Below are 16,493 nucleotides of genomic sequence, written 5' to 3' on the forward strand. Positions count from 1 at the left end.
GAGCTCGCTCTGGTGGAGGGCCTGCACGCGCCGGATGACGCGGCGCTCGCCGTCGCGTGGGCGGACGAACTCGCCGCACGGGCGGCCGGACTGCGCGAGCTGAGTCCCCGGGACGACGAGGAGCGCGAGGCGTTCCTCATCGTCGGTCCCGCTGAGGGCGGCCGCGTGGTGGACGCCGTGGGCGCCGCCCTCCTCTGGGCGCGGAGGGCCGAAGGGGCCGGGCGGCCGAGCGCGCTCTACGGAACCGGGACGAGCTGGTACGGGCCGGATGCCGCGGTCCTGTGGATCGGCGGCGCGGGGGCCGTGGCCTGGCTGCGCGGCGAGGACGCGGCCCGGCGCAGGGCCGGGGCCGCCCCCGAGGGGCTCCTCGACGTGCTTCCCGCGGCCGTCGGCTACGACCACGTCAGGCTGCCCCCGCCGGACGTCCGCACGGAGGACTTCTCGCAGAGCCGGGGCTGCGGAGCACGTCTGCCCGAGTGGAACCGCGCGGTCCGCCTCACCCACCTTCCGACCGCCCTCACCGCCTTCGCGGAGGGCCAGGGTTCGACGACCCGCAACGCGGCCGCCGCCGCGGCCCTGCTCCGTGCCCTGCTCCTCCGCCACCGGCGATCGGCACGCGCCTGAACCGCGTGCGCTCCGGAGCATCCCTGAACGCCCCGGCCCGGGAGCCCGGCTGCGGGTGCTCCGGGTCGCGGAGACGCTCTTGGACGAGGCGATGGCACCACCGGACCGGAGCCCGTCACCGACGCGGAGCACGCTGCGGTCCTGGCCGCCTGCTGACGCGAAGCACGCCCGGCTCCGTCCCTCCTGAGGTCACGGAACGGCGGTCGGCTGCCACCACGCCCGTGGCCGGCCTGCGCGGGGTTCGTGTTCTCGGCGCCGGTCGCGCCTGCCTGCCGGGGCGGCCGGGACCCGTCGGGTCCCGGCCGCGGTACCGCTGGGGTCGGTCAGCAGGTGGCGAGGATGACCGAGATGACGTGGCAGGTCTTGGAGGCGGTGTCGTCGGCGGCGTCCGGGTCGGTGGGGGCGCTGGTGGTGCGGACGCCGGTGACGGTGACGTTGCCGAGGGAGAGCAGGTGCAGGGGGACCCGGAAGGCCTTGCCGGCACCGGCTCCGTCGGCGATGGCTCCGTAGACGCAGGTCACGGTGTTACCCGCGGAGGTGCACCCGGCCGGGAGATGGGTGGCGGTCGCACCGGACGGGAGGGTGGCGGTGAGGGTGGCCGAGGTGACGGCGTCGGGGCCGGTGTTGCGGGCGGTGAGCGTGTAGGTCAGGTAGGGCACGAGGATGCCGAGGTGCGGCTGGGCGGTCAGGTCGACGTCGATGTCGGCCTTGGGCTCGGGGAGGTAGGTGTACTGGTCGGCGCTGCCGGTGGCGCTGGTGCCGGCCGCGGTGGTGACGGTGACGTCCACGGTGCCCGCGGCGTGGGCCGGGGCGGTCGCGGTGACGGTCGTGGCGTCGACCACGGTCACGTCGGTGGCCGGGGTGCCGCCGAACTTCACGGCCCTGGTGCTGTACAGGTGGCTGCCGGTGATCGTGACGGCGGTGCCGCCGGCCGCGGGCCCGGTGTCGGGGGCCACGCCGGTCACGACGGGCGCCGCCGGGGAGACGTCGACGTTGTAGGGGGTGTCGCCGACGGCGATGGTGGCGGTGACCGTGTTGGTGTCGAGGTCGAGGACCGAGACGCTGTCGGCGCCGGCGTTGGTGACGTAGGCGGTGCCGTCGGCCGGGTCGACGCGGACCCCCGCGGGCGAGTTCCCCACCGGGATGGTGGCGGTGACGGTGGAGGTGGCGGTGTCGATGACGGCGACGGAGCCGGCCCCGGCCGCGGCCACGTACAGGTGGGCGCCGTCCGGGCTGATCGACACACCCTGCGGCCCGCCGGCCACGGGGACGGTGCCGGTGATCGCGTTGGTGGCGAGATCGATGACGGAGACGTTGTTGCTGTTGTAGTTGGCGGTGTAGGCGTGCGTTCCGTCGGGGCTGATCACCACGCCGGCAGGGGTCTGGACGCCGGGGCCGGTGATGGTCGCGGTGACGGTGTTCGTGGCGGTGTCGATGACCGAGACGGCACTCCCGACGAAGCCGGCGACGACCGCCTTGCCGCCGTCGGGGGTCACCGCGATGTCGAACGGCTGGGCGGTGACGGCGACGGTCGCGCTGACGGTGCGGGTGGCGGTGTCGACTACCCGGACTCCCTGGGCTCCTCCGCCGAGGCTGACGCCCACATAGGCATGGGCGCCGTCCGGGGCGAAGGCCACGGGGCCCGGTACCTGGGAGATCGGGATGGTGGCCGCCACCGTGGCGGTGGCGGCGTCGATGACGGAGACGCTGTTGGAGCCCTGGTTGGTGACGTAGACCTCGGAGCCGTCCGGGGAGACGGCCACGTCCGAGGGGAAGGCCCCGACCGGGATCGTCGCGGTGACCGTGCCGGTGGTGGCGTCGATGACCGAGACCGAGTTGCCTCGCAGGTTCGTGACGTAGGCCGTCGCGCCCGGGCCGACGGCGTGGGCGGGCGTGGCGAGCACCGTCAGGCCGGTGGCGGCCAGGGCGAATCCCGTGGCCAGGGCGGTGAGACGCCTGCGCGCTGCCTGCCAGGGACGGCGGGCAGGGGTGATCGGGGACAAGGGGGCTCCTCTCGGCTTCCGCGCCCTCGCCGGTGGGCCCGGGGGGAGGGCCCATGGGGCCGGGGAAGGCGCGGTCGATTCCAGACATGCGAGGCCGCCCGGTACGGCAGCGATCTCGACCCCAGGGCGAGCGGAGATGGCGTCCCCCATGGCACCACCATCACCAGGAGGAGTCTTCCGTGCGCCCTGAGTTGTCCTTCCGCAGGATCACACGCGGCATCATGCGCCACAAGCAGTCAGATATCGTAACTTTGTGCGACTCTGGCCGATGGAGTGATATCCGCCGGACCATAACCGCAGCGCGCGAGACGGGAGGCCGGGACGGCTCGCCCGCGCCCATGTCAACCGTTCCGGAGTCCGCCGTTCCCCTCGGCATACGATTCCACCGACGGGATCCTCGCGGCGCGAGCCGTCGGCAGTGCACGGCATTCCCACAGGCCTCCCACCTGTGCGGACGATCAGGAGGAAAGTTCATCTTTGGGATTCGTGGCAGCTGGCTAACGGCTTTATCGCCGTATACCGGCCACTCGTGCTGTTGTCTGAACGTTTCGCGAGCAAGCGTCCGCCGCTATGACCGCCGCCTCCTCGGCCACCGTCTGGAACGCCGCGGCCCGGAGGTGGCCGCCCACTCGGCCGGCGAGTCGCGCATGCGGCCGACGGCACCGGGCGCGTGGATCGTGCGAGGTGGCGCCGCATCCGGGGGTCGAGGCGGGCCTTGTCACCCGGCACCATCTCCACGAGCCGGCCTCGCGGTCGCGCGGGGCGTGGGCGAAGGCCGCCGTGGCGTCGCGGCCTCGTCTGCTCGGTGGTCGACGCGCCGGTCGCGGTGGTGGCGGGGACGGTGAGGGCGGCGGCGCAGCGGGATCAGCAGGTGGGCGACGGCGGCGCCGATGGCGATGCCGCCGGCGTAGGACTCGGCGAGGCGCAGCGCGGTCCCGGCGATCGACAGGGGCCGTCCGTCGACGAGGAACTCCAGGGTGACCGCGAGGAGGACGAGGGCGGTGCCCCGGCGCATCGGCGTCGCGGACGTCCTGGACTTCGCCACGCTCTCGGGCGCCCGCAGCATCGGCCTTGGCGGCACCACCGGATCCCTCACCCCCGGCAAGCAGGCCGACCTCCTGCTGGTGGGCGCCGAGGACCTCCCACCGCCGACGGCCGCATCCGCCAGGAACTCCTGCCCACCGGCCGCTACGAAGAGGCCCGCGACGGCCGCGAGCGCGCCTAGACCGGCCGCTACACCGTCACCGGCGACCACATCGACTACTACGACGACCTCGGCTTCACCGCCACCGGCGACGTCCGCGACGGCGTCCTCTACCACGAGCACCTCGTCCTCTACCGCGAGCTCTGACCCGCTCGGGGACGGCTCCGCGCGGCCGCGGCGCCGTCCCCGGAACCGTGCCCGCGGGTCCAGGTGAGGAAGGCCGGTCGGTGCCCGCGTCGCGGACCTTGGACCCTGTCCGGGGGCGGGAGGCACGGCGTGGAATGGGTAGGGCGGAGAGCAGCGGGGAGCCCGGGCGGCGGGCCTCCCGGTGTCCGGCGCCGACCGGAAGGAGCCCGGATTGAGGATCGTGGCCGCGCTCGGCGGCAACGCGCTGCTGCGGCGGGGGGAGCGGCCCGACGCCGCGGTGCAGCTCGCGCACGTGGCCGAGGCCGTCGCGGCGCTCGCACCGCTGGCCGCCGAGCACGAACTGCTCATCACGCACGGCAACGGCCCGCAGATCGGCATGCTGGCGCTGGAGAGCGCCGCGGACCCGGCGCTCAGCGTGCCCTACCCGCTGGACGCGCTCAACGCGCAGACCCAGGGCCTCATCGGCTCCTGGCTGGTCCGCGCGCTGCGCTCGGCCCTCCCGGGGCGCCGGGTCGTCGCCCTGCTCACCGACACGGTGGTGGCCGCCGACGATCCGGCGTTCGAGCGCCCGACCAAGTTCATCGGCCGCCAGTACACCCGCGAGGAGGCCGGGAGACTGGCCGGGGAGCGCGGCTGGGCGGTGGCCCGCGACGGGGACGCCTGGCGCCGGGTCGTGCCGTCGCCCGCGCCCCTGGACGTGGTGGAACTGCCCGCCGCCGGACTGCTGCTGGACGCCGGCTGGGTCGTCGTCGCCGGGGGAGGGGGCGGCGCTCCGGTCAGGTCCGACGGGACGGGTGGGGTGGAGGCGGTCGTCGACAAGGACTTCACCTCGGCGCTCATGGCCGAGCGGCTGGGCGCCGAGGTGCTGCTGCTGCTCACCGACGTCCCGAACGTCATCGCCGGGTACGGCACCGACGCGGCCGAGCCGGTGGGCCGCGCCACGCCCGCGCGGGTGCGCGCGCTCGACCTGCCCGCCGGGTCGATGGGCCCGAAGGCCGAGGCCGCCTGCCGCTTCGCCGAGCACAGGCCCGGCGTTCTGGCGGCGATCGGCGCGCTCGGCGACGCACCCGACCTGGTGGCCGGGCGGGCCGGGACCCGCATCAGCCTGCCCGCGGCCTCCGAGACCTCCGCATGACCGCCCTCCCGCCCGAGGACGGCCGGGCCGCCACACGGCGGCCCGGCCACGGCACGACGAGTGAGGACCGATGACCGACCTGAAGGCGATCGACGCCTGGTGGCGCGCCGCCAACTATCTGTCCGCCGGGCAGATCTACCTACTGGCCAACCCGCTGCTGCGCGAGCCGCTGGCCCCCGAGCACATCAAGCCGCGGCTGCTGGGCCACTGGGGCACCTCGCCCGGCCTGAACCTCTGCTACGCCCACCTGAACCGGATCATCCGCGAACGCGACCAGGACATGATCTACATCATGGGCCCCGGCCACGGAGGCCCCGCCGCCGTCGCCGGAGCCTGGCTCGACGGCGCCTACTCCGAGGTCTACCCGGGCGTGTCCCAGGACGCCGAGGGCATGGCCCGGCTGTTCCACCAGTTCTCGTTCCCCGGCGGGGTGCCGTCCCACGTCGCCCCCGAGACGCCCGGCTCCATCCACGAGGGCGGTGAGCTCGGCTACTCCCTCGCCCACGCCTACGGCGCGGCGCTGGACGATCCCGGGCTCGTCGTCGCGTGCATCGTGGGGGACGGGGAGGCCGAGACGGGCCCGCTCGCCGCGTCGTGGCACAGCAACAAGTTCCTCGACCCGCGCACCGACGGCACGGTGCTGCCGATCCTGCACCTCAACGGCTACAAGATCGCCAACCCGACGGTACTGGCCCGGATCCCCGAACGCGAACTGCTCGCCCTGATGGAGGGGTACGGGCACCGTCCGTACGTCGTCGCCGGAGATGACCCGGAGGAGGTGCACGCGCTCCTGGCCCGCACCCTCGACGAGGTCTTCGACGAGATCGACGGTATCCGGCGGGAGGCCCGCGCCGGTCGGGCCGGGCGCCGCCCGTCGCCGATGATCGTGCTGCGCACCCCCAAGGGCTGGACCGGGCCGAGGACCGTCGGCGGCCTGCCCGTCGAGGGCACGTGGCGGGCCCACCAGGTGCCGCTGACCGGCGTGCGGGAGGACCCCGCCCGGCTCGCCCAGCTGGAGGAGTGGCTGCGCTCCTACCGGCCCGAGGAGCTGTTCGACGAGTTGGGGCGCCCCGTCCCGCTCGTCACCGGGCAGAGCCCCGAGGGAGACCGGAGGATGAGCGCCAACCCCAAGGCCAACGGCGGGATCCTGCTGCGCGACCTGCGGCTGCCGGACCCCGTCTCGCACATGGTCCCGGTGGCGGCGCCGGGCGCCGAGACGGCCGAGGCCACCCGTGTGCTCGGCCGCTACCTGCGCGACGTCGTCGCCGCCAACCCAGGCGACTTCCGCATCATGGGCCCCGACGAGACCGCCTCCAACCGGCTGTCGGACGTCTTCGACGTGACCGACCGGGCGTGGCAGGCCGAGATCCTGCCGACCGACGACCACCTCGCGCCGCACGGCCAGGTGATGGAGGTGCTGAGCGAGCACCTGTGCCAGGGCTGGCTGGAGGGCTACCTGCTGACCGGACGGCACGGCCTGTTCAACAGCTACGAGGCGTTCATCCACATCGTGGACGCGATGTTCAACCAGCACGCCAAATGGCTGAAGGTCACCCGCGGGCTGCCCTGGCGGCGGCCGATCGCGTCCCTGAACTACCTGCTGTCGTCGCACGTGTGGCGCCAGGACCACAACGGGTTCACCCACCAGGACCCCGGATTCCTCGACGTCGTCATGAACAAGAAGGCCGAGATCGTGCGGGTCTACCTGCCGCCGGACGCCAACACCCTGGTGGCCGTCGGCGACCACTGCCTGCGCACCCGCGACACGATCAACGTGATCGTCGCCGGCAAGCAGCCCGCACCGGTGTGGCTGTCCCCCGAGGACGCCGCCCGGCACTGCGAGCGCGGCATCGGCGTGTGGGAGTGGGCGTCGTGCGAGGGCGAGCCGGACGTCGTCCTGGCCTGCGCCGGGGACGTCCCGACCCTGGAGACCCTGGCGGCCGCCGACCTGCTGCGCACGCATCTGCCCGACCTCAGGGTCCGGGTCGTCAACGTGGTCGACCTGATGCGCCTCCAGCCGCCTTCGGAGCACCCGCACGGCCTGAGCGACGCCGAGTTCGACGCGCTGTTCACCGTCGACAAGCCCGTCATCTTCGCCTTCCACGGCTACCCGTACCTCGTCCACCGGCTCACCTACCGCCGCCGCGGGCACCCGAACCTGCACGTGCGCGGCTACAAGGAGGAGGGCACCACCACCACGCCGTTCGACATGGTGATGCTGAACGACCTCGACCGCTTCCACCTCGTCATGGACGTCGTCGACCGCGTCCCGGGCCTCGGCGTCCCCGCCGCCGCCGTCCGCCAGCGCATGGCCGACGCCCGTCGCGACGCCCGCGCCCACACCCGCGCCCACGGCGAGGACGCCCCCTCCGTCACCTCCTGGATCTGGCCCACGGCCACCTGACCGTCCTGGTGGAGGCGTCGGCCGAGGACCGCGCCCTTGGTCCGGGTGGACGTCCGGGAGGCGTTCTTCGACCGCAGCGGCGAGGCCGCGGCCCGCCCCCCGCCGAGACCAGACCCTGTCGGCCCTCCTGGCCACCGCGATCCCCGTCCTCACCTGCGCGGGCTGAGCCGCGCCTCACGGGTCCGGCAGGGCGCCGCCGTTCGCGGAGGCGACCGGATCGAGGTGGTCCGCGGTTCCGGGGAGGGCCGGGGGCGGGCCGTCGTGCGCGGGCCCGGTGGCCGTGCCCTGTTCGAGGCGGTCGAGGCGGTCGTGGAGGAGGCGGAGTTCGGCGAGTACCTCGGTGAGGGCGGTGTTGGTGCGCTCCTCTTCGCGCTGCACGTCCTGGAGGTGCTCGATGAACCACGAGGCCAGGGACGCGGTGATCACACCGATGAGGGCGATGCCGGCGAGCATGAGCAGGGCGGCGGTGATGCGGCCGTCGGCGGTGGTGGGGTAGCGGTCGCCGTAGCCCACGGTGGAGATGGTGGTGAGCGACCACCACAGGGCGTCGCCTAGGCCGCGGATGTTGGCGTCGGGGTTGGCGCGTTCCGCGTCCAGGATCGCGAGGCTGGCCAGGAAGACGACGAGGACGGCCGAGCCGACGACGTAGGTGAGGACCTGTCCGCGCAGGGTCATCTGGGCGCGTCGGTTGATCACGTTGAACACGACGACGAGGCGGAGCATGCGCAGCGGCCGAAACAGCGGCAGGACGACCAGGGCCAGGTCGAACAGGGAGCCGCGGACGAACTTCCACCGATCGCGGGCCAGGACGAGGCGCACGGCGTAGTCGAGGGCGAACAGCGCCCACACCAGGAGGAAGAGCACCTCGGCGGCCCGCCTGACGCCGGGCGAGACCCCGGGCAGGAGAATGGGTATCGCGTAGGAGAAGAGGAACGCCAGCGCCGCCGCGAGCAGCGGCCACTCCATCTTGCGTTCCCAGGCCTGCCGGCGCTGTTCGCGTCCGTTCCCGCTCATACGCCCCGATACTGCCAAGCCGCAACGGCGTCCGTCACCCCCGGGCCGGAGCATTTACTGATGGACCGGGGATCTGCCAGTCATTCCGGAACCGCCCCCCGGGACGTCGGGCCGCGGGTCAGGCCGGAAGGCGGAGGACCAGCAGGGGCGGGGTCGTGGGCGCGGCCGATCCGGTGTCGGGCTCGATGGTGAGGCCGAGATGCGTGGCGTCGGTGAGCGCGGGCATGAGGTGGGAGCCGGACGGGTCGTGGAGGAGGCCGGCGGGGCGGGGGTCGCCGGGGCCCATGAGCCAGAGCTCGTAGGCGTGGCGGTGCGGCGCGTCCGGCAGACCGGAGGTCATGACGACGGCCCTGTCCAGGCTCCGGGAGACGACGACGGTGGCGGTCCCGCCGGTGTCGAGGCCACCGGTGACGGTGCGGGCGTCGGGTGCGGCCAGCACGGTGTCGATGCCGGAGCGGGCCGGGGACTCCGGACCGCGGCCCACGCCGGAGACGCCTGCGAACAGGGCCACGGCGATGAGCGCCGCGGCGGCCAGGAGCGCGGGAGGCGTCCAGCGCCGCAGGCGCGGCCGGGTGAGGATGCGCGGGGGGAGCTGGCGGGTCACGGCCGTCTCGGCCATGACGCGGTCGCGCAACGCGGCCGGAGGCCGGACCGCCGCGGCGGCGCCGAGCCTGGCCGCGGTCGCGCGCAGGCCGCCCAGTTCCTCGCGGCAGACGGCGCAGCCGGTGAGGTGCCGTTCGAAGCGGTGGCGGTCGGTGTCGTCGAGGGCGTCCAGGACGTAGGGGCCGATGAGGCCGTGGTCGTCGTTCACCGGTCGGCTCCCAGGCAGTCGCGCAGCCGGATGAGCGCGTCGCGCATCCGGGTCTTGACGGTGCCGAGCGGCACGTCGAGCAGCTCGGCGACCTCCGGATGGGTGTACCCGGAGTAGTAGGCGAGCGTCACCGTCTCGCGTTGCAGCGGGGTGAGGCCGTCCAGGCAGCGGCGGACCCGCTCGTGTTCCAGCCGGTCCTCGACCTCCTCGGCCACATGGTCGTGGTCGCGGTCGGGCAGGTGGGCGCGCCGTTCCCGGTCGGCGGCGGCGTCGGCGCTGCGCACCCGGTCGACGGCGCGGCGGTGCGCGAGGGTGAGCGCCCAGGTCATCGGCCGTCCTTTCGCCGGATCGTACCGCGCGGCCTGCCGCCAGATCTGGACGAGGACCTCCTGGGCGATCTCCTCGGACTGCGCCCGATCGCGGACCACGCGCAGCACCGTGCCGTACACCGGGCCGGCGACCAGCCCGTACAGCTCCTCGAAGGCTTTCCGGTCTCCGCGCGCGACGCGCTGGACGAGCCCGGTGAGCGCGTCGGCTTCCGGGACGGGGAACAGGTGAAGCGGTTCGCTCATGGGTTCCGTCTCGTGTCGTCTGGTCAGGAGGGCCGGGGCCGCCCCGGGGCGGCCCCGGCGGCTGGTCACGAAGCGGGCATGAGCACGGTGTCGATGAGGTAGACGGTGGCGTTGCCGGTCTGCACGTTGCCGCAGACGACGTTCGCGTCGCCGACCGTGTAGGCGGTGCCGGAGCCCTGGGTGGCGACGGTGCCTCCCTGGAGGGTGGTGAACTCGCCCATCTCCAGGTCGGCGGGGGTCTTGCGGCCCTGGACGACGTGGTAGGTGAGGATGCTCGTCAGCTTGTCCTTGTCGGCGAGGACCGCCTTGAGGTCCTTGGCGGGGATCTTGGCGAACGCGTCGTTCGTCGGCGCGAACACGGTGATCCCGTCGGCGGAGTTGAGCGTGTCGACCAGGCCCGCCTTCTTCACCGCCGTCACCAGGGTGGACAGCACCGGGTTGTTGGACGCCGCGGTCGCGACGGGGTCGGCGGCCATGCCGGCGAAGCTGCCCGCCCCGGCCGCCGGGACGGCGGCGCAGCCCGCGCCGAAGTTCTCCTCCCCGGCCATGGCGGAAGGCGTGCTCTGCCCGGCGGCGCCGGGGGTCTCCATGGTCGTGCCGGTGTCGTCGGCACCGCAGCCCGCGGTGAGGGCGAGCGCGAGGGAGGCGACGGCGAGGGCGGTGAGGCGCTTCATGAGGGTTCTCCTTGATCGGTTTTCGGACGAGATGAAACGGTGACGACCGACGTGTGCCACCCCGTGGATCCGTCGGGGAAGGGCGCGGAGCGCAGACGGGGCTGCAGTGCGCCCGTCGCGTCCGTGGCCCTTGCTTGAAGGCGGTGCGTGCCCGGCGCGGCGTCCCAGTCGAGGGACCACTGGCGCCAGGTGTCGGTGCCGGGCACGTCGGCGAGCCGCGCGGGGAGCCACGGGCCGTCGTCGACGCGGACCTCGACGGCCGCGATGCCGCGCCGCTGCGCCCACGCGACCCCCGCGACGACGGCAGGGCCGGGGGCGAGCCTGCCGAAGGGGGCGGGCACGTCGATGCGGGCGAGAGTCTCGACGGGCGCGTTCTCCGCCCATCCCCGGGCCACCCAGTAGGCGCGGGTGTCGGTGAAGCGGGTGACCTCCAGGTCCACCACCCACTTCGTGGCCGAGGCGTACCCGTAGAGCCCGGGGACGACCGTGCGGACGGGGAAGCCGTGCCCCACCGGCAGGGGGGTCCCGTTCATGCCGACGGCCAGCAGCGCGGGGCGGCCGTCGAGGACCGCGGCCAGAGGGGTCCCGCACGTCCAGCCGTCGACGGACGTCCCCAGCAGCTGATCGGCCCCGGCGCGCACTCCCGTCTCGCGCAGCAGCGCGCCCAGGGACGCCCCCAGCCATCGGGCGTTGCCGACGTAAGGTCCGCCGACCTCGTTCGACACGCAGGTGAGCGTGATGTCGTGCTCCTCCAGAGGGCGGCCGAGCAGGTCGGCGAAGGTCAGTTCGACCGGCCGCGCGACCATCCCGTGCACGCGCAGGACCCAGTCGCGCGGATCCACCTGGGGGAGGGCGAGCGCGGTGTCGACCCGGTAGAAGTCGCGGTTCGGCGTGGTGAAGGGCGCCAAGCCGCGCAGGCGCAGATCGGCGCCCGGCGGGAGCGGCGGCGCCGGACGCGCCGGGGCCGGCAGCGCCACCGTCCTCCGCGCGGACTCCGCGCCCCCGCGTGCCCGCAGCATCCCCGCCGCGGCCCCCGTGCCCGCGGCGAGCGCCAGCGTGCCGCCGGAGACCAGGACGAACCGGCGGCCGACCGCACCGCCCGCGCTCGGCTTCGCGCCCTCCGGTCCGCTGATCGGCGAGCGCGGTCCGGGGCCTGTCCCGGTCCCGGTGGGGGCCGGTGCCGTGGCCGCCCGCAGCGCGAGGAGCACGCCGGCGCCCGCGGCCGCGCCCGCCAGGGCCGGGAGCGCGTCGAGCGGCGAAGCGCCGGGGCGGGTGAGGGAGGCCAGCGAGCCCGCGACTGCGAAGGCGCCCAGACCGCACAGCCCGAGCCGCGGTCGTCGCCGCGCCACCAGCCCGACGGCCACCGCCCCCGCGGCCAGGACGAGGGCGATGCCGCCGAGCAGGACCGCCTTGTCGTGCGTGCCGAAGGAGCGGATCGCGAACTCCTTCACCGGGCGCGGCGCCGCGTCGATGAGCGCGGAGCCGACCGCCAGAGCCGGTCCCGGCCGCGGCGAGGCGGCCGCGGCCAGCGCCTCGGCCACCGCGACCGCCGCGGCGGCGGCCGCGACACCGCCGACCACGCCCTTCCACCGATCCCCTGCTCCTGTCACACCCCTCATTCGGAGCACACGGCCCGCTGGATTGGTCGCCGCGCGAACTTTTCTCGGCGCTCACCCGGTTCCGCCACGGCGGGCGGCCCGGTGGGACCTCATGGCTGTCCTGTACCTGTCCGGGGAGGTGAACCACCGGATCGAGTCCGGGATGAGGCTCACCTGCATGACGACCCGGTACGGCTCTCCTTCTTCGGCACCGCGCTGGAGCGGGACGCGACCTACTCTTTGAAGATCGATCTCGTGAAAGGGGAGGCGACCGTCGTCATGTCGGTCTCCGGCCCCGGCGGCACCTTCCGGTTCGGTGCGACCGCCACGGAGCAGATCGCCATCGTCAACCCCGAGCTCAAGATCGCCGGTGTTCACGGTGAGCTGCCAGGCACAGGCGGACCTCCGGTGCCGTCACCATCGGCTTCGCTCTGACCCGCCCCTGATCACCCGGTCACCCTTCGGCTGCGTTCGGCTGAGTCCCGGCCATCGCCGACGGCCGGCGGACTCGCCTGCGGGAGGCGGCGCAGGGCGCGGTCGAGGTCGCCGGTGGTGACCAGGCCGACGGGGCGGCCGGCGTCGACGACGGCGGCGACCAGGACGCCGTCCGGGGGAGGGGCGGAGAACAGGGAGGCCGCCGGGGCGTCCGGTGCGGTGATGTTGCGCTCGGGAAGCGGGACCATGGCCGCTCGGACGGGCAGCGCGCGCAGCTCGGGGCGGAGGTGCGCGAACAGGCCGGCGTTCACGACGCCGACGGGGTGTCCGTCGGGCTCCACGACCATGAACTCCGCCGGGCGCCCGGAGATCCGTTCGGCGCACTCGCCGGCCGGGCTCCAGGCGGGCAGGACGTCGAAGCGCGTCTCCATCACGTCGCCGACGCGGACGCCGCGCAGCCGGCGCCGGATCTGCGCGGACACCGTCTCCATCTTCGCCATGACGGCGAGGAACCAGCCGACCAGGACCAGCCAGAATCCGCCGGGGTCGCCCAGGAAGGCCTCGGCGAGGCCCACCGCCGCGAGCGCGTAGCCGAGCCCGATGCCGGCGCGGGCGGCCGACTCCGCCGCGCGGTCGCGATCGCGGGAGCGGGACCACAGGAAGGCCCGCAGGACCCTGCCGCCGTCCAGGGGAGCGCCCGGAAGGAGGTTGAAGACCGCGAGGAAGACGTTGATCATGCTGAGCCACAGCAGCACCGCGCTCAGCGCCGCCGGGCCGCCCAGCACGGCGGAGCCGACGCCCGCACAGCCGAGGAGGACGCCGAGCGCGAGACTGGTCAGCGGGCCCGCCACGGCGATCAGGAAGTCGGAGCGCGGATCCGGCGGCTCGTCCGACAGCTCGGACACCCCGCCGAGGGCGAACAGCCTGATCGCCTTCACCCCGACGCCGTGCCTGCGGGCGAGGACGCAGTGCGCGAACTCGTGGGCGAGGAGGCAGCCGACGAACAGGAGCGAGGCGGGCACGGACATCGCCCAGTAGACCCAGTCCCGCAGGCCGGGCGCGGCCAGGGGCAGCACGCCCGCGGCGAGGACCCAGGAGATCAGGCCGAGGATGACGACGACCGACCATCGGGCCGACACGGGTATCCCGGCGACCCGCCCCAGCCGGACACCTTCCCTCATATGTCCGATTCTCCGGGCCTGGCACCCGCGCCGAAAGGGTTTCCGCCGCCCCGGGGGCGAACCTTGGACGACCCTTGCCCCAGCCCGTCCCCGGCGCCTCAGACGGCGGCGACGGGGCGGGCGCCGCCGGTCGGGCAGGTGATCGTCGCCGAGACCCTGGGCGGGGTGCGCAGGGAGGCGAGGACGGGGCAGTGTTCGAGCGCCGCGTACAGCTCCTCGCGCTGCGCGGGGGTGAGTCCCCACCGAGGCCGGACGTCCAGCATGATCGCGGCGACGCGCTGCGGATCTCCGACGGCCATGGTGAAGCGGCCTCCGACTTTCAGCCCGGCGCCGGGGATCCCGTTTCAGATGGCGCCGGACGTAATGATCCTCGGTAGGGGGATCCCACTCCTCCGACGGCCCGGCCACGGACTCCGGCGCGGCCCGCGGTTTGTCGCTCCTTGGCCGACGGCTCCGGTTGGCGCGAGGCGATGGCGGTGAGATCCTCCGGCGGGACCCGTGAGCAGGGTCGGTGCGGGGGTGATGGGGTGGACCGGCTCGGGACGCTGGACGCGGCCTTCTACTTCGCCGAGTCGGCGCATGAGCCGCTGCACGTCGGAGCCGCCGTCATGTGCGCGGGCCCGGCCCCCGGCCTTCCGGAGCTGCGCCGCGCCGTCGGCCGGCTCCTCGACGGGTTCCCCCGCTACCGCCGGAGGGTCAGGGAGGCCCCGCCCGGCCGGCCGTACTGGGAGGACCATCCCGGATTCGACGTCCGGGCCCACGTCGACGAGGCCGGGCTCCCGCCGGGCGAGACGGGCCTGACGCCGGCCGCGGTCGCGTTCTTCGAGGCCCCGCTGGACCTGTCCGTCCCGCCCTGGCGGATGCGGCTCCTGACGGGCCTGGCCGACGGCCGCTGGGCGCTGCTGGCCAAGGCGCACCACTGCGCCGTGGACGGGGTGGGCGGGATCGGCCTGCTCGTCGCGCTCTTCGGGGAGGACGGCGCCGAGGGCCGGGCACCGGAGTGGGTTCCGCAAAGGCGGCCCGGCCGGATCCGCACCGTCGCCGGGGGAGTGGCGGACGCCCTGCGTTCGGCCGTCGCCCCGCCCGTCCGCTTCCCGTCCCCCGGGCCCGGCCCGTACGGCGCGGGCCTCGCCCGCATGGCCCGCAGCGTGCGGCCGTCGGCGCTGCCCGACCCGAAGGCCGAGTGCCACTACCGCAGCTGGGAGGCGTTCTCGGTGAACGCCTCCGGGGCCGGACGCGCGATGCCGGGTCCCACGCTCAACGACCTCGTGCTCGGCGCGGCCACCGCCGGGTACCGGGAGTTCCTCCAGGCCCGTCGCCTTCCTCTCGCCGACGTCACGTGCGTGGTCCCCGTCTCCGTGCGGGATCCCGGCGCCGACGCGGGCCCCGGCAACAGGGTCTCGGCCGTTCTCCTGGACCTGCCGTGCGCCGAACCGGACCCGCGCACGGCCCTGGCCGCGATCCAGCGCCGGATGACCGATCTCAAGAACACGCGGCAGGCCCGCACGGGCCAGATTCTCCTTGACCTCGCCGGCCGCGCGCCCTTCCTGCTCCCGGCGGCGGTACGCGCGTCGCGCGTCCTGTCCCGCCCGGTGCTGCGCACGGTCGTCACCAACATCCCCGGCCCAGCCGACCCGCTGCGCCTTCTCGGCCGCGACGTGCTGGAGCTGTACCCCTACGTCCCGATCGGCGCCGGCACCGAGACGTCCATCGCCGTGGTCTCCTACCGCGACCGCCTGCACTTCGGCGTGACCGGCCTGCGCACCCCGGGCCCCGGCATCCCCGAACTCTCCCGCGCCATCGCCTCCGCCTGGCACACCCTCACCGCGCCGCCGAGCCGGTAGGCGCCCGGCGACCGCCGCGGGGTACTCGGACCTGACCAGCACCACGCCGTACTCGGCTCGACCGGCGAGGGCGAGCCCTTCGAGGACGCGGTCGGGGTCCTGCTCCCTGAGCAGCCCGTCGGCCGAGTTCGGCGATGTTGTCGCACCAGCGGCCCCGGACCGCGCCGGCCGTGGCCTGCCGCGAGATCCGCGCGCCGCGCGGAGCACGGGCGTGCCAGGTCACCAGGATGCGGGCGATCGACCTCAGGACGTCCTCGACCGGCTCTCCCCGGCCGATCAGCGCGCTCAGCCGGCGCGCCGGGTCCATCCGCCGCATCACCACGAGATGGTCGCACGGTGCGCCGGAAGGATCCCGCACCTCGGCGACGCCCAGGTAGACGTCGGGGGCGAAGCGCCGGTTGAGTTCGACCTCGCGCACGCACGCCCGCCGCCGGGACTCGACGGTCGTGAAGTCCACGAAGGGCAGCCGCACCGGCTTCTTCCTCTTGTAGGCCCGGTCGCCGGTGAAGAACAGGGTGGCCACGTGGGTCTCGGCGACCGCGGGCGCCGCGGAGGCCACCGCCTCCGCGCCCGGCCGTGCCGCGGCCGATGGCGGCTCGCGACCCGGGCGTCCGCTGGAGTGCCCCTTCATGCCGCCTCCTCCCGAAGGTCCCTTCACCGTAGGAGGCCGCGGACAGAGCCGATTCAGAGGAGGGCAAAACGGCTTTGACCCTCACTCGGGCCTCCGAGCCGGACAAGGCCGTACAAGACGCCGCTCATCAAGCGATTTCACCACGAGCCTTCGCGGGCGATCATGAGCGTGCGGAGGGAGCGGGACATGCGGCCGTCGCCCGTCGCTCCACGGGTG

General features: G+C 74.3%; 15 protein-coding genes and 2 pseudogenes. 7 read left to right on the top strand and 10 right to left on the bottom strand.

Annotation, left to right across the window (positions count from 1 at the left end; genetic code table 11):
- The first annotated feature begins 12 nt into the window (after positions 1 to 12).
- The gene (locus ACYVOM_RS31375; RefSeq protein ID WP_460307176.1) at positions 13 to 624 is read left to right on the top strand and encodes a hypothetical protein; all 612 of its coding nucleotides are present in this window, start codon (positions 13 to 15) and stop codon (positions 622 to 624) included.
- Between the two features lie 323 nt (positions 625 to 947).
- Here ACYVOM_RS31375 and ACYVOM_RS31380 read toward each other — a convergent pair whose 3' ends face one another.
- Both ACYVOM_RS31380 and ACYVOM_RS31385 read right to left on the bottom strand, forming a co-directional pair.
- Complete coding sequence (locus ACYVOM_RS31380; protein WP_460307177.1) at positions 948 to 2,627, bottom strand: YVTN family beta-propeller repeat protein; 1,680 nt, start codon at positions 2,625 to 2,627, stop codon at positions 948 to 950.
- A gap of 718 nt (positions 2,628 to 3,345) precedes the next feature.
- On the bottom strand, positions 3,346 to 3,642 hold the full coding sequence (locus ACYVOM_RS31385; protein ID WP_460307178.1) for a hypothetical protein: 297 nt from the start codon (positions 3,640 to 3,642) through the stop codon (positions 3,346 to 3,348).
- On the opposite strand from ACYVOM_RS31385, the pseudogene ACYVOM_RS31390 reads away from it, so the two are divergent.
- The 4 genes and pseudogenes from ACYVOM_RS31390 to ACYVOM_RS31405 all read left to right on the top strand — a co-directional run.
- Positions 3,629 to 3,709, top strand: a pseudogene (locus ACYVOM_RS31390) (hypothetical protein); the annotation flags it as partial. The gene ACYVOM_RS31385 and the pseudogene ACYVOM_RS31390 overlap by 14 nt on opposite strands.
- A 155-nt stretch (positions 3,710 to 3,864) precedes the next feature.
- A pseudogene (locus ACYVOM_RS31395) lies at positions 3,865 to 3,978 on the top strand (Atu4866 domain-containing protein); the annotation flags it as partial.
- A 220-nt stretch (positions 3,979 to 4,198) separates the two neighbouring features.
- A complete protein-coding gene (locus tag ACYVOM_RS31400) occupies positions 4,199 to 5,113 on the top strand; it encodes an amino acid kinase family protein (protein ID WP_460307413.1) in 915 nt (304 codons plus the stop codon).
- 70 nt (positions 5,114 to 5,183) lie between these two features.
- Positions 5,184 to 7,517, top strand: coding sequence for a phosphoketolase family protein (locus tag ACYVOM_RS31405; RefSeq protein ID WP_460307179.1), 2,334 nt, complete (start codon positions 5,184 to 5,186; stop codon positions 7,515 to 7,517).
- Between the two features lie 174 nt (positions 7,518 to 7,691).
- Here the strand turns inward: ACYVOM_RS31405 and ACYVOM_RS31410 are convergent, their stop codons facing one another.
- The 5 genes from ACYVOM_RS31410 to ACYVOM_RS31430 all read right to left on the bottom strand — a co-directional run bounded on the left by ACYVOM_RS31410 (position 7,692) and on the right by ACYVOM_RS31430 (position 12,207).
- Complete coding sequence (locus ACYVOM_RS31410; RefSeq protein WP_460307180.1) at positions 7,692 to 8,531, bottom strand: potassium channel family protein; 840 nt, start codon at positions 8,529 to 8,531, stop codon at positions 7,692 to 7,694.
- A 118-nt stretch (positions 8,532 to 8,649) separates the two neighbouring features.
- On the bottom strand, positions 8,650 to 9,342 hold the full coding sequence (locus tag ACYVOM_RS31415; protein ID WP_460307181.1) for an anti-sigma factor: 693 nt from the start codon (positions 9,340 to 9,342) through the stop codon (positions 8,650 to 8,652).
- The gene (sigK, locus tag ACYVOM_RS31420) at positions 9,339 to 9,914 is read right to left on the bottom strand and encodes an ECF RNA polymerase sigma factor SigK (protein WP_460307182.1); all 576 of its coding nucleotides are present in this window, start codon (positions 9,912 to 9,914) and stop codon (positions 9,339 to 9,341) included. The genes ACYVOM_RS31415 and sigK overlap by 4 nt, the downstream gene beginning before the upstream one ends.
- A 65-nt stretch (positions 9,915 to 9,979) precedes the next feature.
- Complete coding sequence (locus tag ACYVOM_RS31425; RefSeq protein ID WP_460307183.1) at positions 9,980 to 10,588, bottom strand: fasciclin domain-containing protein; 609 nt, start codon at positions 10,586 to 10,588, stop codon at positions 9,980 to 9,982.
- Positions 10,585 to 12,207, bottom strand: coding sequence for a molybdopterin-dependent oxidoreductase (locus ACYVOM_RS31430; RefSeq protein ID WP_460307184.1), 1,623 nt, complete (start codon positions 12,205 to 12,207; stop codon positions 10,585 to 10,587). The genes ACYVOM_RS31425 and ACYVOM_RS31430 overlap by 4 nt, the downstream gene beginning before the upstream one ends.
- 81 nt (positions 12,208 to 12,288) lie before the next feature.
- Here ACYVOM_RS31430 and ACYVOM_RS31435 point away from each other — a divergent pair, with 81 nt between their 5' ends.
- Complete coding sequence (locus ACYVOM_RS31435) at positions 12,289 to 12,621, top strand: hypothetical protein (RefSeq protein ID WP_460307185.1); 333 nt, start codon at positions 12,289 to 12,291, stop codon at positions 12,619 to 12,621.
- 11 nt (positions 12,622 to 12,632) lie between these two features.
- Here ACYVOM_RS31435 and ACYVOM_RS31440 read toward each other — a convergent pair whose 3' ends face one another.
- Both ACYVOM_RS31440 and ACYVOM_RS31445 read right to left on the bottom strand, forming a co-directional pair.
- Complete coding sequence (locus tag ACYVOM_RS31440; protein ID WP_460307186.1) at positions 12,633 to 13,802, bottom strand: site-2 protease family protein; 1,170 nt, start codon at positions 13,800 to 13,802, stop codon at positions 12,633 to 12,635.
- Positions 13,803 to 13,900: 98 nt separating this feature from the next.
- Positions 13,901 to 14,101: a hypothetical protein gene (locus ACYVOM_RS31445; protein WP_460307187.1), complete on the bottom strand. Its 201-nt coding sequence runs from the start codon at positions 14,099 to 14,101 to the stop codon at positions 13,901 to 13,903.
- 228 nt (positions 14,102 to 14,329) lie between these two features.
- Between ACYVOM_RS31445 and ACYVOM_RS31450 the strand changes: the two genes are divergently transcribed.
- The gene (locus ACYVOM_RS31450) at positions 14,330 to 15,646 is read left to right on the top strand and encodes a wax ester/triacylglycerol synthase domain-containing protein (RefSeq protein WP_460307188.1); all 1,317 of its coding nucleotides are present in this window, start codon (positions 14,330 to 14,332) and stop codon (positions 15,644 to 15,646) included.
- Here ACYVOM_RS31450 and ACYVOM_RS31455 read toward each other — a convergent pair.
- The gene (locus ACYVOM_RS31455) at positions 15,624 to 16,277 is read right to left on the bottom strand and encodes a hypothetical protein (RefSeq protein ID WP_460307189.1); all 654 of its coding nucleotides are present in this window, start codon (positions 16,275 to 16,277) and stop codon (positions 15,624 to 15,626) included. The two genes, ACYVOM_RS31450 and ACYVOM_RS31455, sit on opposite strands and share 23 nt — an antisense overlap.
- Positions 16,278 to 16,493 lie beyond the last annotated feature (216 nt).

The organism is Actinocorallia aurea, from assembly GCF_054783995.1.